Annotated in this window: 16 protein-coding genes; 10 read left to right on the forward strand and 6 right to left on the reverse strand. The window is 42.0% G+C overall.

Annotated features, from left to right (window positions below):
- Positions 1-77: 77 nt before the first annotated feature.
- Genes BUE31_RS07565 through BUE31_RS07575 form a run of 3 tightly spaced genes read left to right on the forward strand, consistent with a single transcriptional unit; the run spans position 78 to position 1571 of the window.
- Complete coding sequence (locus tag BUE31_RS07565; RefSeq protein WP_200801904.1) at positions 78-611, forward strand: RNA polymerase sigma factor; 534 nt, start codon at positions 78-80, stop codon at positions 609-611.
- A complete protein-coding gene (locus tag BUE31_RS07570; RefSeq protein ID WP_073401952.1) occupies positions 592-864 on the forward strand; it encodes a hypothetical protein in 273 nt (90 codons plus the stop codon). The genes BUE31_RS07565 and BUE31_RS07570 overlap by 20 nt, the downstream gene beginning before the upstream one ends.
- 11 nt (positions 865-875) lie before the next feature.
- On the forward strand, positions 876-1571 hold the full coding sequence (locus BUE31_RS07575; RefSeq protein WP_073401954.1) for an ATP-dependent Clp protease proteolytic subunit: 696 nt from the start codon (positions 876-878) through the stop codon (positions 1569-1571).
- Positions 1572-1763: 192 nt separating this feature from the next.
- Here the strand turns inward: BUE31_RS07575 and BUE31_RS07580 are convergent, their stop codons facing one another.
- Together BUE31_RS07580 and BUE31_RS07585 are read right to left on the reverse strand one after the other, a co-directional pair.
- A complete protein-coding gene (locus tag BUE31_RS07580) occupies positions 1764-2984 on the reverse strand; it encodes a multidrug effflux MFS transporter (RefSeq protein WP_073401956.1) in 1221 nt (406 codons plus the stop codon).
- 221 nt (positions 2985-3205) lie between these two features.
- Positions 3206-3604: a VOC family protein gene (locus BUE31_RS07585; protein WP_073401958.1), complete on the reverse strand. Its 399-nt coding sequence runs from the start codon at positions 3602-3604 to the stop codon at positions 3206-3208.
- A 143-nt stretch (positions 3605-3747) separates the two neighbouring features.
- Here BUE31_RS07585 and BUE31_RS07590 point away from each other — a divergent pair, with 143 nt between their 5' ends.
- On the forward strand, positions 3748-5064 hold the full coding sequence (locus BUE31_RS07590; protein ID WP_073401960.1) for a gluconate:H+ symporter: 1317 nt from the start codon (positions 3748-3750) through the stop codon (positions 5062-5064).
- 84 nt (positions 5065-5148) lie between these two features.
- Here the strand turns inward: BUE31_RS07590 and BUE31_RS07595 are convergent, their stop codons facing one another.
- A complete protein-coding gene (locus BUE31_RS07595) occupies positions 5149-6183 on the reverse strand; it encodes a sterol desaturase family protein (protein ID WP_073401963.1) in 1035 nt (344 codons plus the stop codon).
- 69 nt (positions 6184-6252) lie between these two features.
- Positions 6253-8061 (reverse strand): DNA polymerase III subunit gamma/tau, encoded by a 1809-nt coding sequence (locus BUE31_RS07600; protein ID WP_073401966.1) that lies wholly within the window; start codon positions 8059-8061, stop codon positions 6253-6255.
- A gap of 115 nt (positions 8062-8176) precedes the next feature.
- Here BUE31_RS07600 and BUE31_RS07605 point away from each other — a divergent pair, with 115 nt between their 5' ends.
- The 3 genes from BUE31_RS07605 to BUE31_RS07615 all read left to right on the forward strand — a co-directional run bounded on the left by BUE31_RS07605 (position 8177) and on the right by BUE31_RS07615 (position 14324).
- Positions 8177-8761: a Uma2 family endonuclease gene (locus BUE31_RS07605; protein ID WP_073401968.1), complete on the forward strand. Its 585-nt coding sequence runs from the start codon at positions 8177-8179 to the stop codon at positions 8759-8761.
- A 272-nt stretch (positions 8762-9033) separates the two neighbouring features.
- Positions 9034-11577 carry an alpha-L-rhamnosidase gene (locus BUE31_RS07610; protein ID WP_234997772.1) on the forward strand — a complete coding sequence of 848 codons (2544 nt, stop codon included), beginning with the start codon at positions 9034-9036 and terminating at the stop codon, positions 11575-11577.
- Between the two features lie 401 nt (positions 11578-11978).
- On the forward strand, positions 11979-14324 hold the full coding sequence (locus BUE31_RS07615) for a S9 family peptidase (RefSeq protein ID WP_073401973.1): 2346 nt from the start codon (positions 11979-11981) through the stop codon (positions 14322-14324).
- 199 nt (positions 14325-14523) lie between these two features.
- Here the strand turns inward: BUE31_RS07615 and BUE31_RS07620 are convergent, their stop codons facing one another.
- Complete coding sequence (locus BUE31_RS07620; RefSeq protein WP_073401976.1) at positions 14524-16014, reverse strand: SusD/RagB family nutrient-binding outer membrane lipoprotein; 1491 nt, start codon at positions 16012-16014, stop codon at positions 14524-14526.
- Between the two features lie 24 nt (positions 16015-16038).
- Entirely contained in the window at positions 16039-19317 is a 3279-nt protein-coding gene (locus BUE31_RS07625) for a SusC/RagA family TonB-linked outer membrane protein (RefSeq protein ID WP_073401979.1), read from the reverse strand.
- 625 nt (positions 19318-19942) lie between these two features.
- Here BUE31_RS07625 and BUE31_RS07630 point away from each other — a divergent pair.
- The 3 genes from BUE31_RS07630 (at position 19943) to BUE31_RS07640 (ending at position 26374) form a co-directional block, all read left to right on the forward strand.
- A complete protein-coding gene (locus BUE31_RS07630) occupies positions 19943-21568 on the forward strand; it encodes a DUF6377 domain-containing protein (protein WP_073401982.1) in 1626 nt (541 codons plus the stop codon).
- Positions 21569-21780: 212 nt separating this feature from the next.
- Positions 21781-24768 (forward strand): SusC/RagA family TonB-linked outer membrane protein, encoded by a 2988-nt coding sequence (locus BUE31_RS07635; protein WP_073401985.1) that lies wholly within the window; start codon positions 21781-21783, stop codon positions 24766-24768.
- A 10-nt stretch (positions 24769-24778) separates the two neighbouring features.
- Entirely contained in the window at positions 24779-26374 is a 1596-nt protein-coding gene (locus BUE31_RS07640; protein WP_073401988.1) for a RagB/SusD family nutrient uptake outer membrane protein, read from the forward strand.
- The last annotated feature ends 8 nt before the right edge of the window (positions 26375-26382 follow it).

Genomic DNA, 26382 nt, shown 5'->3' on the forward strand with positions numbered 1-26382 from the left:
TCTATAAAAACAACAAAAAATGGTGATACATTATTAATAATTTGCACTTATCATTAAACAACAAAATTATGCCGGAGATGAATATTTTGATTCGGACTGCAGCAGAAAGGGAAACTCTTTTTATAGCCTTATATAAAAGCGTGTTTCCGTCTGTAGCACGATACATCAACAAAATGGGCGGCTCTTTTGATGAGGCGAAGGACATTTTCCAGGATGCATTGGTGATCTATTATGAAAAAACGGCAGCTTCTGCTGTTTCGGTTAACAGTAATGAGAAAGTATATTTAATAGGCATCAGCAAACATTTATGGCTCAGGAAGTTTAAGGATAATAACCACACGACCCCAATTGATGGTTTTGATATCACAATTGCTGCCGATGAAGATCAGCCATCAGAATCAAAGCTGATGCATTTTTTAGAAACTGCCGGTAAAAAGTGTATGGAACTGCTCCGCTCTTTTTATTACGACCAGCTTCCGCTTGCAGATGCGGCTAAACTGTTTGGCTTTTCGGGAGTACGATCAGCCACCGTACAGAAATACAAGTGTTTGGAAAAAGTAAGAGAAACCATTAAAGAAAGATCATTGACCTATGAGGACTTCCTTAATTGAGACCGAACAGATAGAAGCACACCTGCTGCAGCTTTCGAATCCCGGCGATGCGCTGGTATTTGAAGCAAAGCTATTGCTTGACGATGAACTGAGCGATAAGCTGTACTGGCAAAAGTCAACCTATAACATGGTGAAGTTATATGGCCGCAACCAGCTAAAAAAAGAAATCGAAGCCGTACATCAAACGCTTTTCAGGGAAACAGCACATAAAAGCTTTAGTGAAAAAATAAGGCAGATCTTTTCGAAACGATAACCCAATAAATTATGAATATCGATAAAAATGAATTCCGCAAATTTGCGGCAGGGCATTGCCATGTCAAAACCCAGCCGCTTGATAATTACATTGCCGCAGTTTCAAGCAGCGGTCCGTTAATGGCCCAAACCCCCTATATTACCGAAGAGCGTGAGCTGCGTGTTGCCCAAATGGATGTTTTTTCGCGCCTGATGATGGACAGGATCATATTTTTAGGCAATGCAGTGGATGATAATGTAGCCAATATCATCCAGGCGCAGTTGCTGTTCCTGCAATCAACAGATCCTAAAAAAGATATCCAGATGTATATCAACTCGCCCGGCGGATCGGTTTATGCCGGATATGGGATTTATGATACCATGCAATTGATCAGCCCTGATGTTGCCACCATTTGTACAGGCCTTGCGGCATCAATGGCATCGGTGTTACTATGCGCAGGTGCGAAAGGTAAACGCGCAGCCCTGAATCACTCAAGAGTGATGCTTCACCAGCCGCTTGGCGGCGTGCAGGGCCCGGCATCTGATATTGAAATAACCGCCCGCGAAGTACTAAAGGTTAAAAAAGAGCTGTACACCATCCTCGCCAAACACAGCGGCCAGGAATACCAAAAGATCCACGACGTATCAGACCGCGACTTCTGGATGGACGGCGCCGAAGCAAAAGAGTTTGGATTAATTGATGAGGTACTGGGGGGAGTTCATAGTTGACGAACGTTCATAGCTGATGGTTCATGGTTCATAGCCGGAAAAGAGTAGCAGCAATGGCAAGGAGCAGTAAAGATAAATGGAACTACTCGCCGCATTGCAATTACTATGCCCCATTAACCAATTGCAGCTACCATGAACTATGAACCATCAGCTATGAACTTTTTCCATGATCTATGAACCATCAACTATGAACTAATGAGCGCCAACCTGATCAATCGCTTCAACCGGTTGTTTAATATTTCTTCTGCCTATTATCAACAATAACAACGCTAATACTGCCGCAGTTGCCATTAACCCGGCCATAGGGATGGTGCTGCGGCTTTTAAACATACTTACTACTATAGATGTAAGCGTACCCATTGCCATTTGGAGCGCACCCATCAAGGCTGCAGCAGTACCAGCATTTTTTGCAAATGGCGCAAGCGACAATGCCGCCGTGTTTGGATAAGTAATGCCTACACAGCATAAAAAGGCAAATACAGTAACGATAGTTCCATAAATCCCCAGCCAGTTGCCGGTTGATCCGATTACGAAGATAATACCGATAATTACCATCGCAGGCAGGGTTACATTTACTATTTGCTCACTTTTATATCTGTTGGTCAGCATGCCATTGAGTTGGCTGGAGCCGATAAAGCCAATTGAAAGCAATGCAAAGATCCACCCATAAACTTTACTGCTAACCCCATAAACGTCCATAAAAACAAATGGCGATGCAGCCAGGTAAGCAAACAAACCTGAGAAACCTATTGCCCCGCAAACCGCATAAGTATAAAATTGCGGATGTTTCATTACCGACCAAAAACTGGTAATAATTGGAACTGGCCTTAGTGAATACGAAGGATCAGGCTGGTAGCTTTCTGGTAAAATAAAAATCACTGCTAAAAGAATAAAAAAGGCAATCCCAGCCAGTATTAAAAATATCAATTGCCAGCCAAATGCCGCAGTAATATAGCCGCCAACTGTTGGTGCAAGCATGGGCGATACGCCTAATATCAGTATCAGCAGGGCAAATACTTTGGCATTGTCTTCTACCGGAAAAATGTCGCGTACCATGGCCATTGCGGCTACTGTTGCCGCACAGCTGCCTATTGCCTGGATAAAGCGCAACACGATCAATTGTTCTATCGACCCAACAAAAAAACAACCGATAGATGCCACAATGTAAAGCACCATACCGATATACAAGGGCTTCTTGCGGCCAAACCTGTCAAGCAGCGGACCATACAACAGTTGCCCCGCCGAGATCCCGATAAAGAAACCGGATAATGACAGTGAAACCTGGGCAGTGGTAGTATGTAATGATTTTGCTATAGCGGGAAAACCCGGTAAATACATATCAATTGAAAAAGGCGCAATTGCTGTAAGCGCGCCTAATATAAGCACGAGTAAAAAATAACGTTTTGAAGTCATAGAAAATCATGTTACCCAACCATACTTGTTTGGGCTTACGAAGATAGAAATGCTTTTTCATGATGGTGTTCATATTGCAATATGAACCACTAAACATGACCTGGAAATTACTTTGTCCGCGCACCGGCCATTTTATCATAGCTGACTGTGAAGACACAGCTTTTAGAAAGATTGATATTTGTAGCTACCATGAACCATAAACTATGAACCATAAACTTAACTCACAACTCACAATTAATCATCCAGCTCACACCGTAGCTATCGGTAACCTGCCCGAATAATGCGCCCCAAAACTGTTTTTCCAGCGGCATGGTGACTTTCCCGCCCGCGCTCAACTGATCAAATATGGAACGCGCCTGTGCTTCATCTGTGAGGCCTATACTCAGGTAAATGCCGTTGCCATGATCCACGGGCTGGCCGGGCATCCCGTCGGAGAACATCAGCATGTTATCACCAAATTCCAGGCGGGCATGCATAATTTTATCCTGGTAGTTGGCCTCTGCAGGAAACATTTCGCCAAAACGGTTCAGATCACTGATGGCGCCATTGAAAATTTTCTGGTAATAGTTCAGTGCTTCCTCAGTATTACCGGGGAAGTTTAAATATGGAATTAGTTTCATTGTAGGTTTGTTTTTACTAAAGTACAAAGATTTTTATCTCCAAAAATTTCAAACCCGAATAATGTTATTATTTTAGACCTCAACAGGTAAGGGATCTTTTCCCATTATTTAAAAACACCTATTAAACCCATCATTAACAAACAATGACGCTATTAATTATCCTCTTTTGCATTATCCTGCTCATCTTATTAGTAAGCTGGGCCAAAGTAAATCCATTTGTAGCATTCCTCTTAGTTTCAATAACAGCAGGGTTGCTATTGGGTATTCCTTTAGAGAAGGTTACCAAATCAGTACAACATGGATTGGGGGATACCCTGGGGGCTATCTCAATAATTATTTGTTTGGGCGCAATGATAGGTAAACTGGTTGCTACCAGTGGTGCCGCCCAAAAAATTGCCGAAGTTTTGGTTAATGCCTTCGGGATAAAATATATCCAATGGGCGCTGGTATTGGCAGGATTTATTATCGGCATCCCCTTGTTTTATGAAACCGGCTTCGTATTAATGGTGCCGCTTATTTTTTCTGTAGTATATAAGTATAAGCTGCACCCTGTATTTATAGGCTTGCCTATGCTGGCTGCCTTATCAGTAACCCATGGCTTTTTGCCTCCTCACCCCTCGCCTTCTGCCCTGGTTATAACATTCCATGCTGATATGGGTAAAACGTTAAAATACGGGCTTATCCTGGCTATCCCGGCCATTATTTTAGCCGGACCGGTATTTGCACGAACCCTAAAAAAGATCCAATCAAACCCGTTAAAAACCTTTATGGCCGATGAAATACCATCTAACCAGTTGCCAAGTGCCTTTATAAGTTTTTTTACCGCCTTATTACCGGTGATACTGATAATGAGTACTACGCTGTACTTAAATACCGATCACAGTACAACATCTATTCATAAGCTGATAGCATTTATAGGTGAAACACCTATTGTTATGCTGATATCCCTTATTGTTGCCACCTTTACTTTAGGCATAAAACAAGGGAAAGACATGAAGTTTTTGGGTGGAATATATACCCATGCCGTAAAAGATGTTTCTATGATCCTGCTTATTGTAGCCGGATCAGGTGCTTTCAAGGCGGTACTTACCGATAGCGGCGCAAACAATAACATAGCAAGTTTATTGCAAAGCTTTCATTTACAACCGCTTGTTTTAGGCTGGTTAATTGCAGCTATTATCCGGGTAAGTTTAGGCTCTGCAACAGTTGCAGGCTTAACAGCAGCGGGGATAATTTCAACCTTAGTATTACATGATCCATCAATAAACCCAAACCTGATGGTGCTGGCAATAGGCGCTGGCAGCCTTGCTTTTTCTCACCTGAATGATGGCGGTTTCTGGTTGTTTAAAGAGTATTTTAATCTTTCTATAAAAGACACCATCCGCTCATGGACGGTTATGGAAACAATGGTCTCGTTTATTGGATTGATAGGGGTTTTGGTGTTGAACCAAATTGTGTAAATGGGTTAGGAGCGAAAAACAGGGGCCTCGTGCGATTCCCTCCTTGGGTAGGGAATCGCACAAGGCCATCGCTTTTTAAATTGCTTACCCTCGAACCAATTCTTCCGATTTATTCTCTTCTATCCCCTGCCTCTTCTCCAACTCCTCAAAATATTTCTTCCTTACCACACTCGACATTTTATGATCGCCTGTGTGGCTCCAGCCGGGTGGCATAAAAATGTATAATACCTTGTTCTTAATACCGGGGGCTTTTGCAACATCTTTTCCAAGAGCCACTATCTCCCCAAAATAGGCATCTAAAAAGCTATGCGGTTTCATCGGCCTGGAAATACCGTATTCAATTGGCATATTGCGATCCTCGGGTTCATAGGTACCAAATACTTTGTCCCAAATGTTTAGCAGGTTACAAAAATTAGTATCCATGTACCTTGGGTTTTTAGCGTGATGCACCCGGTGATGTGATGGTGTAAGAATGATCTTATTTAAAAACCCGAACCGCGCATCCTGCACTAAATTTTCGCCGATATGGATAAAAGCGCCCCAGGTGCCGTCAACAAACATAATTACAAACAGCATGGCGGGATTAACACCCAGTAAAATACATATAGTAGTACGTATCACATCTGCATACGGGCCTTCTAAAAAGAAATGGGCATAAGTTACTGATAAATTCATGCTCGCAGGCGCATGATGGGTGGAGTGCAGGCACCATAAGATCCGTACTTTATGCGCCAGAAAGTGATAAATAAAATGCGAAAATTCCCAAACAATATATCCGTAAATAAACCAATACCAAGTAAAGGTAAGTTGCAAAATGGCATATTTGGCAAACAGGCCTATACAAAGGCCAACCATAGCAAAAGAGATCAGCCTGCCAACAAATGCATTTAACACATAGGTAAAGAACGATATTTTATAATCTATCACTTTAAACCGCTTATAAAAAGCAGCCCTAATAATTTCAATAACCAATAAAAACGGGATAAGCGGGCCTAAAACCGAAGTTATACCATGATAGGTTAACAGCTCTGTGTAATTACCGGTTTTTATAATATCAATCAAATTACCAAAGCCAAAAAAGCCGGTAATTTCACCCCATACTGCTTTTAAAAAATCCATATTTTAATAAATATTACGTATCAGTCAATCGCAATGTACAAATAACCCGATATAAAAAAAATGGGGGTTTTAATCAAAATCGAGGTTAAACTTAGCTTTCAGCTCCGCAAGTGCAGGGTTTTTGGCTGCCATATGCTGAAATTTTTCTGATGCCGTGTAGGGTCGTTTTACAACGGCTACTTCATCAACCCGCACATTAATTTCAATATCAAAGTTCTTTAACGTGGTGCGCAGGTAGTTTAGCAAACTGGGCCGTTCATCCCTGAAAAGGTTTTCCTGCACCTTGTTCTCTACCAAAACTTCGTATATATTGGAGCCAAGTGGTTTTGGAGGGTTGGATATAAAAATGGTGAGCAAATTCTTCTTCCCATCAGCTTTCATCCTGGCTGCATAATCGCTCCAGCACTTTAAAAGTTGGTCAGGTGTATAATCGTTTTTGGCGTCACCTTTAATATAAGGATCTTCCTCCTCCAGCATGGCTTCCTTGGTTTTACCAACATCTTTTAATGATGGTATTTTCACCGAGCCTGTGGCCGATTGTAAATTAGGGATAAATATTTTGGGCTTTTCCGCAACAGCTTCTTCTTTAACAGTTTCTTTTACCTGAGTCTGCATAACAGGCTGTTCAACAACAACATGGCTTGGTTGAACATTGTTTGCTGCTGGTATTCCCGCCGCTGTTTTTTGCTCTGTTTCGGGTGTTATTACTGCGGAATCAGGTTTTTTTTTTAATTGCCCCTCTGCTGCGGGCATTGCATTTAGCGGCGTAACCGCCAAATTAAAGACGGAGAGCAGGTTGCACATCTTTAGCAAAGCCAGCTCAACCTGCAACCGCTGGTTCTTGCTTAGCTTATAGCTCAGATCGCACTGGTTGGCAATGTTCATTGCCGAAAGCAGGAACGACACCGATGATGCCTGCGATTGCTGCAAATACTTATTCTTTATCCCATCGCTTACTTCCAGCAGCTTTAGGGTGGCCTGGTCTTTACTTACCAGCAGGTTCCGGAAATGTTCAGACAGTCCCGAAATAAAATGCGCTCCATCAAATCCGCGTGAAAGGATCTCATCAAACAGCAATAATGTTTTGGCATTATCCTCGTTCAGCAGGCGGTCGGTTATATTAAAATAATAATCGTAATCAAGTATGTTAAGGTTATCAATTACTGATCGATAGGTAACATTACCACCCGAAAAACTAACTATCTGGTCGAACATTGATAAAGCATCACGCAAACCGCCATCAGCTTTTTGGGCAATGATGTGCAAGCCATCAGGCTCATAGCTGATGTTTTCTTTTTGTGCGATAGATGCCAGGTGGGCAGCCATATCCTCTACACGGATGCGGTTAAAATCAAAGATCTGGCAGCGCGAAAGGATGGTTGGTAAGATCTTATGCTTCTCTGTAGTAGCCAATATAAAAATGGCGTAGTGAGGTGGCTCTTCCAGCGTTTTTAAAAACGCATTAAAAGCTGCCTGCGACAGCATGTGAACCTCATCAATAATGTATATCTTATACCTTACGGCCTGTGGCGGAATGCGAACCTGTTCAATCAAACTACGGATATCATCAACCGAGTTATTGGATGCCGCATCAAGCTCGTGAACGTTAAAAGAATTACCGTTTTGGAACGACAGGCAGGAGTTACAAACACCGCAAGCCTCGCCGTTTGGCTGCAAATTTTCGCAGTTTATGGTTTTAGCAAGGATGCGCGCACAGGTAGTTTTGCCCACGCCACGCGGACCGCAGAACAAAAACGCCTGCGCCAACTGATTATTTTTAATGGCGTTTTTTAACGTGTTGGTTATATGTTGCTGACCAACAACGCTTTCAAAAGTAACCGGGCGATATTTGCGTGCCGAAACAATAAAATTATCCACAGCTACTAAGGTAGTAACAATAATGTTATGTTAAAAGGCGTGTTGGCAATTTGCAGAACGTGTTATGTGCCGATTACTTTTATTTTAGTAAATTTGTGATAAACGAGGAAAACTCATGCAGCTTTCAGACCTGGATATAAATAAAACTTATACTTACGCCGACTATCTTAAATGGACGTTTGATGAGCGCCTGGAATTAATTAAGGGTAAAATTTTTAAGATGAGCCCGGCACCCGGCTCGGTGCATCAAATAATTTCGGCAGCGCTCTCCAGTGAATTGTATTATTATTTAAAAGGGAAGCAGTGCAGAGTTTTTTCCGCGCCGTTTGATGTGCGATTAATAAGACGCTCTGCTAACGATCAGGATGTTACCACAGTTGTGCAGCCTGATATTTGTGTAATATGCGACCCCAAAAAGGTAGATGTAAAGGGTTGTATTGGCTCGCCGGACATTGTAGTGGAAATATTATCGCCTGGAAATAACAAAAAGGAACTCCGAAATAAGTTTGAAGTTTATGAAGAGGCCGGAGTGCTTGAATATTGGATTATTAATCCCACAGAAAAAAATCTTTTGCAATACATTCTTATAGGGGGGCGTTTTCAAGCTGCAAGGCCATTTACAATTGATGATGAACTAACTACTTCTATCCTCCCCGGATTCACGTTAAGTATCGACGAGCTTTTTACTGATCAGATTTAAGTTTCAACATTAGTCCATTTTCTCAAATTCAACTTACAGACGGTACAGGACGGTCGTTTATTTTAATTCCATAATTTTGACAATCCAGTTATTCAACCTTACTGATTTAAAAACATTTTTATCAACAGCTATTGATGACCGCTACATTACCAAAAAACTCGTCTTTCAACAAAATCCTGGTTTGTATAATTTTAATCTTAAGTTCTGCACATGCTAACGCGTCAGCAAAGGTCACTGGTTTAAAATGCGAATATCTTATCAATCCAATAGGCATGGATTCTCCTCACCCCCGTTTAATGTGGATAATGGATGATGCAAGGCAGGGTGCCAAACAAATTGCTTACCAATTAGCAGTAAGTACAGATTCCGTTGAGCTTAGTAAAGGCACTGCTAACATATGGCAAACGGTGAAAATTGTGTCTGATAATAACAGGGTAAACTATAATAGGAAAGGCTTACAGCCTTATACGAAGTACTACTGGCGGGTTTCGGTTTGGGATCAAAACAGTAAAATTAATACATCAGCCATAGCCAGCTTTGAAACCGGTTTAATGGATAAAAGTAACTGGAAAGGCACCTGGATCAGCGACAATAATGATATGAATGCCAAACCTGCGCCATACTTCCGCCATGCTTTTGATCTTACAAAAAAAATAAGGTCAGCCAGAGCCTACATTGCCGTTGCAGGTTTATATGAACTTTATATCAACGGTGAAAAAATTGGCAACCACCGGCTTGATCCAATGTACACCCGATTCGACAGGCGAACCCTATATGTCACCTATGATGTTACCTCTCAACTACAAAATGGTAAAAATGCAATTGGTGTATTGTTAGGCAATGGCTGGTACAATCACCAGAGCACGGCAGTTTGGTTTTTTGACAAATCGCCCTGGCGCAACCGCCCAGCTTTTTGCCTGGATCTACGGGTAACTTATGAGGATGGCACTACAGAAACCATTTCATCAAATAAAAAATGGAAAACAGCGCTTAGTCCAATCATTTTTAACAGCATTTATACTGCCGAACATTATGATGCCCGTTTAGAGCAACCCGGATGGAGCACTGCTAAATTTATTGATACAGCCTGGAAAAGCGTTATTAACCGCCAGGCCCCTTCACTCAATATAGTTGCCCAAACTATGCAGCCTATCCGCGCGGTTGAAAAGATCCCGGCGCAAAGCATTAAAAAACTAGATGGCAAAACCTACCTGTTTGATCTTGGCCGAAATATCTCGGGTGTAAGCAGTATCACCGTAAAAGGCGAAGCCGGCACCATCATCCGGCTGAAACATTCCGAAAAACTGGGCAAAAATGGTTATGCCGATCAATCAAACATTGATATTCACTATCGCCCTACTGATGATAAAGACCCTTTTCAAACCGATATATTTATTTTAAGCGGCAAAGGCGAAGAAACCTTTATGCCAAGATTTAATTACAAAGGCTTTCAATATGTAGAGGTAAGCAGCGATAAACCAATCGACCTAAAAAAAGAAAGCTTAACCGGCTATTTTATGCATAGCGATGTTGAGCCGGTTGGCACAATAAACTCATCTAACAATACCCTTAATAAGATCTGGCAGGCAACCAATAATTCTTACCTGTCAAACTTTTTTGGCTACCCTACTGATTGCCCGCAGCGTGAAAAGAACGGCTGGACAGGCGATGCCCATATTGCCAGCGAAACCGGCCTGTATAATTTCGACGGCATCACCATCTACGAAAAATGGATGGCAGATCACCGCGATGAGCAGCAGCCAAACGGCGTGCTGCCATCTATAATCCCTTCAAACGGCTGGGGTTATGAGTGGGGTAACGGCCCCGACTGGACCAGCACCGTTGCCATTATTCCATGGAACCTATACATGTTTTATGGCGATAGTAAAACCCTTGGCGATAATTATGAAGCGATTAAACGCTATGTGAACCACATAAACGATCTATATCCTACCGGCCTTACCACCTGGGGCCTTGGCGATTGGGTGCCTGTTAAGTCAGTGTCACCCGTGGAGTTTACTTCGTCCGCTTATTATTTTACTGATGTAAACATATTGGCAAAAGCGGCAAAATTATTTGGCAAAGCCGATGATCAGCAAAAATATGAAGCACTGGCTTTAAAGATCAGGACCGCTATCAATGCCAAATATTTAAACACTACAACAGGTATTTATGATAAAGGTTACCAAACCGAACTTAGTGTGCCATTATATTGGGGCATAGTTCCGGATAGCTTAAAGCACAAAGTAGCCACAAGGCTTGCCGAACGGGTAAAACAGGATAATAACCACCTTGATGCCGGCATTTTAGGCGCCAAAGCCATCCTAAGCGCATTAAGCGATAATGGTTATGCCGATGTAGCTTATTCTATCGCATCGCAGGAAACTTTCCCTTCGTGGGGCTGGTGGATAGTGAATGGTGCTACCACCCTTTATGAAAATTGGAACATCCAGGCTGATGATGCGCTATCATTAAATCACATTATGTTTGGCGAAATTGGCGCATGGTATTATAAAGGCATCGGCGGCATTAAGGTTGATCCGCAATCGCCCGGATTTAAAAATGTATTGTTAACCCCCAATTTTATTGAGAAGCTCGATCACTTTGAGTCAGAACACACCGGCCCTTATGGTAAGATCAAATCTTCATGGAAAAGAGAGAGTGGTGTTGTTGAATATTCGGTAACTATTCCGGCTAATTCAACGGCCACGGTGTTTTTCCCGACTGGTAAAAAGGTGTCTGCAAATGGACAGGTTGTAAGTGCTGGGAACGGCCTGAAGGTTGTGGCGGGGAGTTATATTTATTTGGTTAAGTAATTTCTGAACCGGGATTTGTTGGATTTAGGGATGGGTTGGATGAATTGTAGAATCACCCCACGTCATGCCGAATTTATTTCGGCACCCCATTATAAAGGTCGCCACACAAAAAGTTTGCGCCTTGCTCATGGAGATGCGTATCGATTACTTAGCGAGTGGGGTGCTGAAATGAATTCAGCATGACGTGGGGTGAGATTTTTGTCCCGCAGATTCTGTGATAACATCCTGCAAATCCGAAATCGAAAACGGCAACGCCCTCAATGGAGTTAATCCGAATTCCGAAATTATTCCCCCTTCTCACTTTATTATTTTGCCACAATGATATTACACAAGCATTCAAATTTGTGAAATCTGTTAATTTGGTGTAGCTTGGTTTCTTCTAACGTAACTGACTTATAGCAATGAATAAATTTTTACTCACGGTAATACCTTGCGCGTTGGTATTATCTGTACATGCCCAGCAGGGCCCTCCCTTAACAGCCAAAGATTATGAACGCGCCGAAAGTCGTCTAAGCTATGGCACTGAACCGTTTATTGACAATAACAATGTACGCCCTGAATGGCTTGCAGCTGATCGTTTTTGGTACCGTAACTTAACAGCGCAGGGCAGCGAATTTATTTTGGTCGATCCTGCAAAACACAGCCGTGTTGCAGCCTTTGATCAGCAAAAGCTGGCGGCAGCGCTTTCTACTGCAACAGGTAAGCAATATACCGCTGCAATCCTGCCATTTACAAGTTTCACTTTTTCAGCTGATGGCAAATCAATAATTTTTGAGGCTGACGGCAAGCAATGGAGCGCCGACCTGGGCACCTATAAAGTTGCCGAAAGCAATTCTGCAGCGGCAAGCACAAACGCAGGCCGTGGCGGAAGACGCGGAGGCAGAGGCAGTATTTATAATACTTCGCCCGACGGAAAAAAAGAAGCCTTTATAAAAGACTGGAACTTATGGATCCGCGATGCGGATACCAAAAAAGAAACCCAGCTTACTACCGATGGCGTAAAAGATTATGGCTATGCTACAGATAACGCAGGCTGGAAACATAGCGATAACGCTATCCTGATCTGGTCGTCTGATTCAAAAAAGATCGCCACTTTTAAACAGGACCAGCGCAATGTGAGCGATATGTACCTGGTTACCACCAACGTGGGCAAACCAAATCTTAAAACATGGAAATATCCGCTACCCGGCGATAAAGATGTACCCATGATCCAACGGGTTATTATTGATGCTGACAATGTAAAAGTAGTAGTTACTAAAGTTGCTCCCGATCCGCACAGGGCTACACTTAGTGATGATATCTCAAGCAGCGGAACTTTGGATGATGTGTACTTTAGCTCTGATAATTCAAAGGTTGCTTTTGTATCAACCTCCCGCGATCATAAAAACGAAAAGGTACGTATTGCCGATGCTGCGACCGGTGACGTGCGCGAAGTTTTTGAAGAAACAGTACCTACCCAATTTGAATCGGGCCAGGGCGCAATTAACTGGAGATACCTGGATAAAACCAACGAAATTATCTGGTACTCTGAACGCGACAACTGGGGGCACCTTTATTTATATGATGCAAACACAGGCAAGGTTAAAAACCAGATAACCAAAGGTGATTTTGTAGTAACGCGTTTGCTTAAAGTTGACGAAAAGAACCGGATGCTGTATTTTATTGCTGATGGCCGCCAGGCAGAGAACCCTTATTTTAGTCAGCTGTGCAAAGTAGGCTTTGATGGCAAACACTTTGCTACACTTACACCCGAAGCAGGCAATCACCAGGTTACCTTATCACCTTCAGGCGCTTATTTTATTGACAGCTATTCAAAACCTGATGTTCCGGCTGTTACTGTTTTACGCGATATGAGCGGAAAACTGATCACCAATTTAGAGAAAACTGATATTTCAAGACTGGAAGCTACCGGCTGGAAACCAGTTACCACATTCTCTGTAAAGGCACATGATGGCAAAACAGACATCTATGGCTTAATGATCACACCTACCAAACTTGATCCTAATAAAAAATACCCGGTAATTGATTATATCTATCCGGGACCACAAGGTGGCAGCGTTGGCAGTTGGTCGTTTGCCGCTTCAAGGGGCGATGGCCAGGCACTTGCCGAATTAGGTTTTATTGTAGTTGAAATTGAAGGCACCAGCAATCCCTTGCGTTCAAAAAGCTTTCACGATATGAGCTACGGCAACATGGGCGAAAACACCCTGCCCGACCAGGTAACCGGCATCCGCCAGCTTGCTGCCAAATACGGTTATTTAGATACAACCCGCGTAGGTATCTGGGGCCATTCAGGCGGTGGCTTCGCAACTGCAGGCGCTATGTTCCGCTACCCTGATTTCTTTAAAGTAGGCATCTCTGAATCAGGCAATCATGAAAATTTGAACTACGAGGATGATTGGGGCGAACGCTACAATGGTTTGGCGGCCAATTCAAATTATGCAGCACAGGCCAATCAAAACCTGGCTAAAAACCTCAAAGGTAAACTGATGCTTGCACATGGTTTGCTTGACGATAATGTTCCGCCATACAATACCTTGCTGGTTATAGAGGCATTGGAAAAAGCCAATAAAGATTATGACCTGGTAGTATTCCCTAACAGCCCGCATGGCTATGGCCCTTATTCGCCGTATATGATGCGCCGCCGCTGGGATTATTTTGTAAAGAACCTTTTAGGTGTTGAGCCCCCGCATGAATATGTGCTTAAATCTAAAACCGACCCACGCAATGGCGGCGGAATGAAGTAATATTTTATTTATGATTTTTAAGAAGCCTGTTCTCTTTGGGTGAACAGGCTTTTTTGAGTTTAATCACCTGTACCAACAACTTGTCATTGCAGCAGCGTGGCAAAATGTAAGGATTTCGATTATAATATTAATCCATAAATAAAAGAAGCCCCAGCCGTTTTCACTGCCAGGGCTCCTTTTATTCATATTCTTTTATTAATTATTTCTTATCAAACCATAATTTGGTAGTAACAACATCACCACCAATTGCTGTAGAAGCAGCCTGGTAATTACTTGAATTTATCTGTTGTTCTTTATTAGGATAAGTAAAACGAACAGGAAAATCGCTGATAGCACTCGGTGGTGGGATTAAAACAGGATAATCCAATCTCCTGTTTACTGTCCAAGCGTCATATCCCCTGTTGTAAAGGGCAAGATATTGCTGCGCTGCTATAGCCTGCAGCTGAGCTGCCTGGCCGCTGCCAATTGGGTTAGCTGTATAGATATCATTGGCGCCTGCATCTGATCCAGTCCAGTAAACAAATGATGCGGTGATACCATTTTTATAATAGGCTGCCGCATCTCCGGTTATAAATCCTCTTGCAACAGCTTCCGCCAAATAGAATTGTGTTTCTGAGTAGTCTAACAAATCACCTGGAGTGTCTGCATTCGCCAGGTTGCCGATTGAAGCCGCCTGACCGGTTGAATTTCCCTTGGTTAGCTCCGAGCCGGAAGGCAGCGAATAATTGGAGAACAGGATAGTTCCCACGGCATTCGGCGCGCCTACATAGTTACCCAGTTTGTTTTGAGCAAAATAATAAGGTGTTCTTTTATCCCATATAGTTGCATCGGTCGCGTTTTGTGAACCCAGCAAGGTCATATAAGTATCTGTCGCCACATAATCAAACCTGCCGCCTTGTACCAGGCCTACCCATGCCGCGTTAGTATATGGCGGCGAACTTGAAAATTTATATAAAGCATTGTCGCTGTTTGATGTAAATATGCCTCCTGAAATGGCTGATGTAATAGTGGCTTTGGCAGTCACAGGGTCTGAATCGGCCAGTAAGATCCCCATTTTAAGTTTAAAAGTGTTGGCAAACTTTTTCCACGAAGCAGCGCTTCCCCCATAAATCATATCTGCCGAACCAAAACTGCTGGCTGACGGATCAAGGTTAGCAATATCAGCATCCAGGCGTTTTAACAGATCTGTATAGATTGTTGAAGCATCATCATACTTAGGAAACAATGTTGTGTTTATACTAAATGCTTCTGAATAGGGTATATTCCCAAAAGTAGTTACTAAATAATAAAAACAATAAACTTCACCGATATCTGTAATAGCCAGTTCGTTTTTTAATTTTCCGGCATCAGTTACGTCTATTTTCATTGCGCTTTTGGCTTTTTCGAAATTCGCTAACGGCCCGGTATAAAATTCATCCCAAACATTATCGGCGATAGAACGGCCGGGGATATTATACTGCGATTCTGTTAAGTATTGTACTTCAGTCCATTGCTGTTCAATCAAACGGAATATATTGTCGTTTTCACTTACTGAAGTCATATTAATAGCCATCTGGTTTTGAGCTTGCGTAAACAACGCATATGAAGGCACGGTAACAGGATGCTTTGGGTCAATATTTAGCTTTGTTATATCTTTTGTGCAGGCCGTTAATAACGCCGCTGCAGCAAAAATTAATATTCTCTTTTTCATGTCTTTAATTTTAAATTCTTTTACTTAAAACTTTAGTTTTAAATTAAACGCAATGGTGCGTACTGTTGGATACGATCCTTCCTGTATTCCCTGTATATTACCTGAGCTTAAACCATCTTCAGGATCTGAGTACGGGATATTTTTATGGATGATCCACAAATTACGGCCGATAAGCTGGAAAGTAACACCTTTTACAGGCCCTAGTTTACTGAGCACGCTTGAAGGAAGATCATAACCTATAAGTGCTTCTCTTAATTTAATAAAGCTTCCGTCATATACAAATGCTTTAAGCGGTAATAACCCTGCGCCGTTACCCCATTCTCCGTATGCGCTACCATCAACCCTTACCGTGTTTGGTGCTCCCGTAGCTGTTACTCCCGGGCGAATAAAGCCGCCGCTTTTTGAATCATTAGTAAGCGGGGCACGAACCGAGTTACCCAAATCATTGGTATAGGTAGTTAACTGGTATAAGCCGTCATCCAAACCGTAAGCGAGGTCATTTGAGAATATATCACCACCGTGACGGAAATCGATCAGGAATTGAACGGTAAAATTCTTAAATAACCTGAATTCGTTATTAATACCGCCTATCCATTTTGCATTGGTATTACCGATATTATTGTTTGATGATTCATTTATAACATATTCGCCATTTGCGTTAACAATTTTTTGGCCTTTACTATTGTAAGTATAATCTGTACCTCTTAAAATGCCATATGGCTGGTTAAGTGGTGCGTTGAGAGATTCGCCGTTTTGGAAGCTGGCTATCAGCAAATCTTTTGCTTCATTGCCGCTGCCATCTTTATACAGCGTAAGTACTTTGTTCCGGTTTGCCGACCAGTTAACGGTAATTTTCCAGTTAAAATTGGGGGTGGCAACAGGTGTACCGCTCAGGCTAAGTTCAATACCTTTGTTTTGTACCGTACCCGCATTTTGAAAGTAGCTGGTATAACCGGTTGCTGTAGAAACGTTTACAGGAATCAGCTGATCAACCGTTTTTGTAACATAATAGCTGCCATCAAAATGCAACCTGCTTTTAAAGAAGTCTAATTCCAAACCGGCTTCTGCAGAACGTGTACGCTCCGGTTTTAAATTAATGTTGTTTTTTAACAAATTTTCAGTCGCTACCGGGTTGCCGTTAAAAGGCGGGCTAATAATATAAGTATCCAAAACTCTGTAAGCAGGCGCATCTGAACCTACCTCCGCATAATTGGCCCGTAATTTACCGTATGAAAGCCAATCAAGGTTCTTAAGTAATTCCGAGAAAATAAAACCGCCGGATACCGATGGATACCAATAGGCATTATGTCCTTCAGGAAGCGTTGAAGAAACATCCCTGCGGATGGTACCTTCCACGCTAAATAATTTTTTCCAGGTAAGCGTTGCATCTGCAAACACCCCGTCAACTTCCGATTTTTGAAGCGCTTCAATAGCCGGAAGCGGAGAACTTACGGTGTTTGATAAAGCATAAATACCGGGAATAACCAGGCCGTTGTTGGTTTCGGCCTCAATGCTGCTTAAGTAATCTTTCCTGATATTGGTACCAAGCAAGCCTTTTAAGCTAAAATCTGAACCGAAATTTTTATCAACGTTGGCATACAGGTCAAAGTTGGTTTCATGAAAATCTTTGTTATACCTTGAGTAATAGGGTACACCAATACTGCCTTTGTCATAACGTTCTTCGTCAAAATCAGCGTAAGAATCCAATGACACCCTTCCGGTGAAGCTTAACCACGGTGTTGCTTTATAGGTAGCATTAACGTTACCAAGGTAACGATTGCGGCTAGCCGTATTATAATTGTGTAAAACCACAAAATAAGGGTTATTCCAGTAAGCAGGGCCGGTTTTTCCGCTTGCAGGGTCGGCCATGTTCCAGGTAGTATTTAAGTTAGGGTGAAGGTCATAAGCTTGCTTTAACTCCTTGATGTCGTTGTTTAAGCCCCACCATTGCCTGAAACCGGTCATTACGTTCCTGTTATCAGAGTTGGTGCCATCATAACCTGTACCTTCGCCTGATTTACTATTTTGGTTAGTGTAATTTACGCTGGCGCCAACTGATAATTTTGAGTTAATATTATATGTGGCCCCGAAATCTACTTTGTTTTTTATGTAGTAGGTGCCCGGCACATCGTCACGGTCATCGTTCCTGGTGTAACCTAACTTAAATGATCCGTTATCACCTCCGTTAGTTATCATAACACTGTTATCAGTTGAAAAAGAATTAATGAAAAACGAATTAGGATTGTTTTTAGCAGCAACCCAAGGGGTAGCTTTACCATAATTAGCTAAGCCAGGAACAAAAGCGTCCCATTGATAAATTTTTAAATTTGGATCAAAGGCCGAACCGTTCGAGGCATCGTCACCGGTGGGGGCAACCTGTGCGTTAGGGTCGTTAAAAAGACCGGGCGCCGAAATAAAGCCTGTACCATAGCCTTCGCCATATTGTGTCTGATATTTAGGTAAGGTAGATTTATCGGCCGAGTTATGAGTTACGGTTGAATTGATATCTATACCCAGGCCTTTTTTAGCCTTTTTAGTAGTTACCAAAATAACACCATTGCTACCGCGTGAACCATATAAAGCAGTTGCACCGGCACCTTTTAATACTGTAATGCTTTCAATATCATCCGGGTTAATATCGGCAGCCGGCGTACCATAATCATAACCGCCGCCGCCTGAGCTTTGGGCTGCCATAACACCGCCTAAACCTGCGCCATGGCTACTGTTGGTATTTGTGTTATCAACCGGTACACCATCAATTACAAACAATGCCTGGTTGTTTCCGTAAATGGATTTAACACCACGAATTACAACGTTTGTTGAGCCACCCAGCGTATTATTCTGCTTAATATCCAAGCCTGCCACTTTGCCCGATAATCCGTTAATAAAGTTACTCGAACGCTGTTTGCTAACTTCATCGCCCGACACTTGTTGTGCCGCATAACTTTGCTGGTTTCGCGTCCTCGTTAAACCCAATGCACCCGTTACCACAACTTCGCCAAGTTGCTGGCTGCTGGCTACCAACACCACGTTAAGCGTATTTCCGTTTACTGCTAAAGTTTGTACAGAATAGCCTAAAAAACTAAATGAAAGCTGAGCGCCATCAGGTACGGTTAATGAGTATTTACCGTTAACATCGGTTTGTGTACCGTTGGTTGTTCCTTTTATGCTTACCGATACCCCGGGGAGTGGTAAGCCATCTTCCTTAGCCGTAACCTTCCCGGTTACGGTGTGATTTTGCGCAAATAGCTGTGTTGTAGCTAGAAGGAACAAGCACAAATTCAAGAGTAGAATTTTTTTCATGAATAAAATATAAGTTTAATAGTTAATAATATTTACGTTTTTTGATCACGCAATTAAGGTAATAAACGTACGGCAAGTTTTCGTTTAACTAAAATATATTTCTGTAACTTCTCTTTTACAAATATACAATTAATTGTAACGAATTATTTACAATAAATTTATAAAACATTCTTGGTTCTTTGCCGTTTCAAAATCACTACTACCTGAGTTATCGAGATAACTACATTGATAATAATAGGGCAGTTAATAAGTTAATTGTGGCCGGAAAATACGCGAGGTATTTTCCGGCTTCTTTTTTAATAAACAACTGATATTTAAGATATTCTACTTTATATTTTCATATATTATCAAATATTTTATAATATATTATAAAATATCCATTTACTTATTATTTATTATTTAGCCGGTGCCAAGGCTTTATGAGCATTGTTTTCCCCCTGTCCCCTGCTATAATTCAGCGTCATTGCGTTGTGTATTAACTAAATACATTGATGCTTTTTACCGGTTGTAAATCCCCGTACGTTCGAAAAATGTCTCAAACAATAAAAATATTCCACTCCAATAAATCCCGTTACTTTAATATTAATATGTTTTATACCTTTAAAAGTTATTGTACAGCGCTGAAATGAGGCTAAGGTTAAACCTGTTTGTTTTCTTTTTATTTGGGATCTGGTCATCGGGCAATGCGCAGGCATCGACAGATAGTCTTTTGAATAAATTAAATGCTGCATTAGCTGATAAAGAGCATTTTGTTAAACAAAAGCAGCATCGCATTGAAAATTTAAGTCACAAGGTATCCAACACCCGCGATCTTCCCTTAAAGTATATCCTTTATCAAAAGCTTTTTGATGAGTACAAAACCTTCAGCTACGATTCGGCTTATAACTATGCTAAAAAACTGCAGGTAACAGCCAAACAGTTAAACGATCCGGTTAAGCAGGCCTTAGCTAAAATGGACCTGGGCTTTACGCTCATCTCCTCGGGCATGTTTAAGGAAACCCTGGAAACCTTAAACCAGATAGATGTTAAACTATTTACTGACAGCAATAAAATAGAATATTATTTTTTGAAAGGCCGTAGCTATTTTGATCTTTCAGACTTTGACCGAAATTCTGACTATTCAGCTATTTATAACCCCAAAGGCATTCAATGCATTGATTCGGCCTTAAGCCTAAGCAAGCCAGGCTCCTATAATTTTTTGGCTTTAAGCGGATTGAAGGACCTGCGAACAAGCAATTATGTATCCGGCATAAAAGATTATACCATATTACTTAACCTTCCCAACTTAACGCCACATCAATACGCAATTAACGCCTGCAGCCTGAGTTATATTTATGAAGTACAGGGCAAGCAGGATGAATCAATAGCGTTACTGATAAAAGCAGCAATTGCCGATATCCAATCGGCCACTAAAGAAACTGTCGCCATGTATAAGCTGGCCGACTATCTATATAAAAAAGGAGACCTTAAAAACGCCTATACTTATATTAACCAGGCAATGGACGAAGCTATTTTTTATGGCGCCCGGCACCGGCAGGTTACCATCAGCAGTATATTGCCTATTATCGAGTCGCAACGGATCAGCATAGTTGAACAGCAACGGAAGTCGTTATTCATTTATTCATCCATTATTACCCTGCTGGTAATTTTTGTGGTTGTATTTGCCGTTATCATATTCAGGCAATTGAAAAAGCTACGCATTGCCGATGATATTATTAAGGCAGCCAATACAACCCTGCAGGAAAACAATAAGGCTCTTGAAGAACTGAACCGGAATTTAAGCACAGCCAATAAGATCAAGAATGAATATATAGGTTATTATTTCAATATTAATTCCATCTATATTGAAAAACTGGAGAGCTTTCAAAAATCTCTTGAGAAAAAACTAAGCAGCAAACGGTACGAGGATGCCCAGGCCGCTGTTAAAAACCTGAACCTCGAAAATGAAAGACAGCAGCTTTTCCATACGTTCGATAAAGTTTTCCTTCGCCTTTTCCCTGATTTTATAAAGGAGTTTAATTCCCTGTTTAATGATGGCGAAGAAATCCTGATCACCGAAGGGCAATTGCTCAGCACCGAGCACCGTATTTTTGCCCTCATCAGGATGGGCATTCATGATAACGATCGCATTGCAAAACTGCTGGGTTATTCTGTTAATACCATTTACTCTTACAAAAACCGCATTAAAAACAGATCGTTCATTGCTAACGATGAGTTTGAAGACCGCATAATGCAGATAGAAGCCGTATAAACGGGCCTTCCCAAAAATCTTAAATCTATATTGACCACCTAAAAACCAATCACAAACATTTGATAATAAGATATTTATATATATTAACGACTTATACTTTCTATATTGGCCCCGTGCTGTATTGTCAAAGCTGATCTGGCTTCTTTCCTTTGAATTGTAATCCGGCCGCATGCCGGGTACCAATTAACCAAACTTAAATTAAAACCCAATTAATGAAAAAGATCTACTTTTTAAGGTACATTTTTCCGTTGCTTTTTATTTGCTTGTCCAACTGGGTAATGGCCCAAACAGGCACAATAACCGGCCGGATAATTGACGAAAGTAACCAGCCGCTCCCAGGCGCTACTGTTAAATTAAAGGGCACAACCAACAGTGCCGCAACTGATTTAAATGGTTACTTCAAATTAAACGCGCCGGCAGGTCAACAAGTGCTTACGGCAAGTTTTGTTGGCTACAAAACACTGGAGCAAACCGTAAATGTTAATGGTTCAGTAACCGTTAATCTACAACTACAGCCTGCTTCGGTGTTAATTAATGAGATAGCCGTTATAGGCTACGGCGTTGTGCGCAAAAGCGATGCAACCGGTTCGGTTGATGTGGTTACCTCCAAAGATTTCAACAAAGGGGCAGTAAACTCAATACAGGACGCCGTTAACGGTAAGCTGCCAGGCGTGGTTATTACCTCAAACAGCGGTGCACCGGGCAACACCTCCACTATCCGCATCCGTGGTATAACTTCAATCAATGCAAGCAGCGATCCATTGATCGTAATTGATAACGTTCCGTTAAGCAATGTGCCCGTTGGCGGTACTGCAAATATTTTAACCAGCATAAACCCTAACGACATTGAAAATATTACGGTATTAAAAGATGCGTCGGCCACTGCAATTTACGGTTCGCGTGGCTCAAGCGGAGTAATTTTAATTACTACCAAACGTGGCAGTAAAAAGTTCACCATTGGCTATAATGCAACTGCATCATTATCTGTAATCCCTAAAGAAGTTAATGTTTATACCGGCGATGAGTTCCGCGCTTTGGTAAATAATGTTTATGCTGGGCAAACTGCAATAACCTCCTTACTGGGAAAAGCCAACACCAATTGGCAGGACCAGATCTATAAAAAAGCATTTGGCCAGGATCATAACCTCAGCTTTTCAGGCTCGGCTAAAAACATGCCTTACCGGGTATCCTTAGGGTACAACAATTCTGATGGGATCTTAAAAACCTATAATTTCCAGCGCACCACGGCAGCAATTGGGTTGGATCCCAGCTTGCTCAAAAACTCGCTTAACATCCATATCAATCTGAAAGGATTATACAACACCAATAATTTTGCCGATCAAACAGCTATTGCCAACGCGGTTAACTACGACCCTACTCAACCGGTTTATAACGGCAATACACGCTGGCGCGGTTATACCACATGGACCACCAACGGCAATGCCGATATAAACGGTGCACCGGTTACCCTGGCGCCGGCCAACCCGGTTGCCCGCTTAAACGAAACTGATAATACTTCAACCTCAAGAAGAAGTATCGGTAACGTGCAGTTTGATTACAAGCTTCCCTTTTTACCTGATCTGCATGCAAATGTTAACTTAGGCTATGATTATGCCCAGGCGTTTGGCCATAACAATGTGCGTGACAGTACACAATGGGTTTATGTGCCGGTAGCTTCAGGCGGTCAAAAATCAGTTTATAATACGGTTAACAGGAATCAATTAGCTGAATTTTTTCTAAACTATAAAAAGAACATTAAATCCATTAACAGCGTAATTGACGCAACAGGCGGTTACTCTTATTCACATTTTTATACCGAAGGCAGTTCATCATCGTATGATTATAAACAAACAACGCTTAATGCGGCATCGGCCTACAAAACAGAATATTACCTGATCTCGTTTTTTGGCCGGCTAAATTATACGTTTGATGATAAGTACATCTTAACCTTTACAATAAGGGATGATGGCACTTCAAAGTTCGCTCCTAAAAATCGCTTTGGCTTGTTCCCGGCAGCAGCATTTGCCTGGAGAATTAAGGATGAGGATTTCTTAAAAGGCAGCAATACCATCTCTGACCTGAAATTACGTTTGGGCTATGGCACAACCGGTCAGCAGGATCTGAACAATAACAACAACTACCCATACCAGGCGCGTTTTAGCCGGAGCGATAACTCATCGCGCTACCAGTTTGGCGATCAATTTTATTATACACAGCGCCCCGAAGGTTACGATGCCGGTATAAAGTGGGAGTCAACCACTACCAGCAATGCCGGTATTGATTTCGGTTTCTTTAATAATCGTTTAACAGGCAGCATTGATGTTTATTATAAAAAGACATCAAACCTGCTGAACATAATCAACGTACCTGTATTGAGTAACTTCTCATCAACGCTGTTGCAAAACGTTGGCGATATGCAAAATAAAGGCGCCGAGCTAAGCATTAACGCAGTTGCTGTTGATACCAAAGATGTAAACTGGCAAATTGGCTACAACATATCATACAACAAAAACAAAGTAACCAACCTGAATGGCAACAGCGATCCTAATTTTATTTCAACGAATCCATTTTCAGGCATAGCCGGCACCACATCAGGCCTCATCCAGGCTAACAAGGTTGGCTATCCAATTAATTCCTTTTATGTTTTCCAGCAGATCTACGATACTAACGGAAAGCCTATTGAAGGTGGTTATGTAGACAGGAATAAGGACGGGCAAATAAACAGCGCCGACCAGTACTTGTACAAAAAGCCAGACCCAACGGTTGTAATGGGCATTAATTCAAGCGTACGATACAGGAAATTTGATTTCAGCTTTTCAGGGCGGGTAAGCCTGGGCAATTATAATTATAACAACGTAGCCTCAGGCAGTACCTATCGCGGCTTGTACTCATCATTGGGATATTTGGCTAATCAAACAAAATTTGCCGACGACACCAAGTTTACCAACGCGCTACAAACCAATCTTTCAGACTATTACATCCAAAGCGCGTCATTCTTCAGGATGGATAACATGAGCGTTGGTTATACTTTCCCAACTTATGCTAATAACAGGTTGAAACTGCATATAAGCGCAGGTGTACAAAATGTATTTGTAATAACCGGTTACAAAGGGCTTGACCCTGAAATAAGCGGCGGCCTTGATAACAATTTCTTCCCTAGGCCGCGCATCTATCAGCTTGGTTTAAACGCTAATTTTTAATTATAACATCATGAAAGCATATAAAATATTTACCATACAGGCAGTCATGATAGTCATGCTTGCCACCTCATGTACAAAAAAGCTGGATACCAAGCCAATTGATCCTTTGGTAACCACTTCGGCAACAGTTTTTGATAACCCGGCATCCTACAAACAATTCCTGGCCAAACTTTACGGATCATTAGCCCTGTCAGGCCAAAAAGGACAATTCGGCGCTCCTGAGATCCAGGCAAGTGATGAAGGTACCACCTGCTTTTTACGCGAATACTGGGCAGCACAGGAAGTAACAACAGACGAATGTATAAATGCCTGGGGCGATGGCGGCCTGGTTGAATACCACGGCGGCAATTGGTCTGACGGTAACCTTTACGTGCAATTAATGTACGAAAGGCTGTTTATCAATATAGCGTATTGTAACGAGTACATAAGAGATGTGAATGCCAAACTTGGCGGCCTTACCGGCTCATTAAAAACTGACGCCACACAATTTGTGGCCGAAGCGCGGTTTTTAAGATCATATTTTTATTACATAGGAATGGACCTTTACGGCAACGTACCGTTTGCTGATGAAACCCAGCTACCGGGTACATTTATTCCAAAGCAAATTTCAAGAGCCGACTTATTTAAATATGTTGAATCTGAATTAATTGCTATCCAGCCATTACTTGCCGACCCGGGCGCAAACGAATACGCACGGGCTGATAAAGCTGCTGATTGGGCACTATTAAGCAGGCTTTACCTTAATGCAAAAGTATTTTCCGGTACCGATAGGTATACCGATTGTATTACTTACTGTAATAAGATCATTACTTCGGGTAAATATGCATTGCATAACAATTACCCTAATTTGTTTTTGGCTGATAATAATAGTTATCGCGATGAGATAATTATGCCCATTGCAGAAGACGGCGCCAACACCCAAAGCTATGGTGACATGACCTTTGTTATTCATGCCGGTGTAGGCGGTTCTGAAGATGCTGCAAATGGATTTGGTATCGCATCTGGCGGATGGGGCGGTAACAGGTTAACCACCTCTTTTGTAAATAAGGTATTCGCTGATCCTTCAGGAAATACGGATAAAAGAGCAATATTTTACACCAACGGGCAAACACTAACCATTACCAACCCAACTATTTTTACACAGGGCTATTTAAGTGCAAAATTTAAAAACATCACTTCAACAGGCGCAAGAGGCTCAAACGACACTTTCGTTGATACGGACTTTCCGCTGTTCAGGTTTTCTGAGATTTACCTGAACTATGCGGAGGCCGTAGTGCGCGGCGGATCAGGCGGCGACCAGGCCACAGCACTTGCTTATATCAATAAAATAAGAACGCGTGCTTATGGAGACGCCTCCGGAAATATCAACGCAGGCCAGCTTAATTTAAGCTTTTTGATTGATGAGCGCGGCCGTGAATTATATTGGGAAGCTTTCAGAAGAACCGACCTGATCCGTTTTGGATTATTCACCGGCGGCGATTATCTGTGGGATTTTAAAGGCAATGTACAAGCCGGACAGGCCACAGATGCCCACCTGAATGTGTTCCCAATCCCTGCATCAGACAGGTTGCTGAACAGTAACTTAAAACAAAACCCTGGCTATTAAAATCAACA

Source organism: Mucilaginibacter sp. OK098 (assembly GCF_900142915.1).
GTDB lineage: Bacteria > Bacteroidota > Bacteroidia > Sphingobacteriales > Sphingobacteriaceae > Mucilaginibacter.

Excerpts from the sequence above, each read along its gene's own strand:
- BUE31_RS07575 (WP_073401954.1), top strand. The coding sequence starts at position 876 with ATGAATATCGATAAAAATGAATTCCGCAAATTTGCGGCAGGGCATTGC.
- BUE31_RS07595 (WP_073401963.1), bottom strand. The coding sequence starts at position 6,183 with ATGGATTTTTTAAAAGCAGTATGGGGTGAAATTACCGGCTTTTTTGGC.
- BUE31_RS07620 (WP_073401976.1), bottom strand. The coding sequence starts at position 16,014 with ATGAAAAAGAGAATATTAATTTTTGCTGCAGCGGCGTTATTAACGGCC.
- BUE31_RS07630 (WP_073401982.1), top strand. The coding sequence starts at position 19,943 with ATGAGGCTAAGGTTAAACCTGTTTGTTTTCTTTTTATTTGGGATCTGG.
- BUE31_RS07580 (WP_073401956.1), bottom strand. The coding sequence starts at position 2,984 with ATGACTTCAAAACGTTATTTTTTACTCGTGCTTATATTAGGCGCGCTT.
- BUE31_RS07590 (WP_073401960.1), top strand. The coding sequence starts at position 3,748 with ATGACGCTATTAATTATCCTCTTTTGCATTATCCTGCTCATCTTATTA.
- BUE31_RS07570 (WP_073401952.1), top strand. The coding sequence starts at position 592 with ATGAGGACTTCCTTAATTGAGACCGAACAGATAGAAGCACACCTGCTG.
- BUE31_RS07615 (WP_073401973.1), top strand. The coding sequence starts at position 11,979 with ATGAATAAATTTTTACTCACGGTAATACCTTGCGCGTTGGTATTATCT.
- BUE31_RS07585 (WP_073401958.1), bottom strand. The coding sequence starts at position 3,604 with ATGAAACTAATTCCATATTTAAACTTCCCCGGTAATACTGAGGAAGCA.
- BUE31_RS07565 (WP_200801904.1), top strand. The coding sequence starts at position 78 with ATGAATATTTTGATTCGGACTGCAGCAGAAAGGGAAACTCTTTTTATA.
- BUE31_RS07610 (WP_234997772.1), top strand. The coding sequence starts at position 9,034 with ATGGATTCTCCTCACCCCCGTTTAATGTGGATAATGGATGATGCAAGG.
- BUE31_RS07635 (WP_073401985.1), top strand. The coding sequence starts at position 21,781 with ATGAAAAAGATCTACTTTTTAAGGTACATTTTTCCGTTGCTTTTTATT.
- BUE31_RS07640 (WP_073401988.1), top strand. The coding sequence starts at position 24,779 with ATGAAAGCATATAAAATATTTACCATACAGGCAGTCATGATAGTCATG.
- BUE31_RS07625 (WP_073401979.1), bottom strand. The coding sequence starts at position 19,317 with ATGAAAAAAATTCTACTCTTGAATTTGTGCTTGTTCCTTCTAGCTACA.
- BUE31_RS07605 (WP_073401968.1), top strand. The coding sequence starts at position 8,177 with ATGCAGCTTTCAGACCTGGATATAAATAAAACTTATACTTACGCCGAC.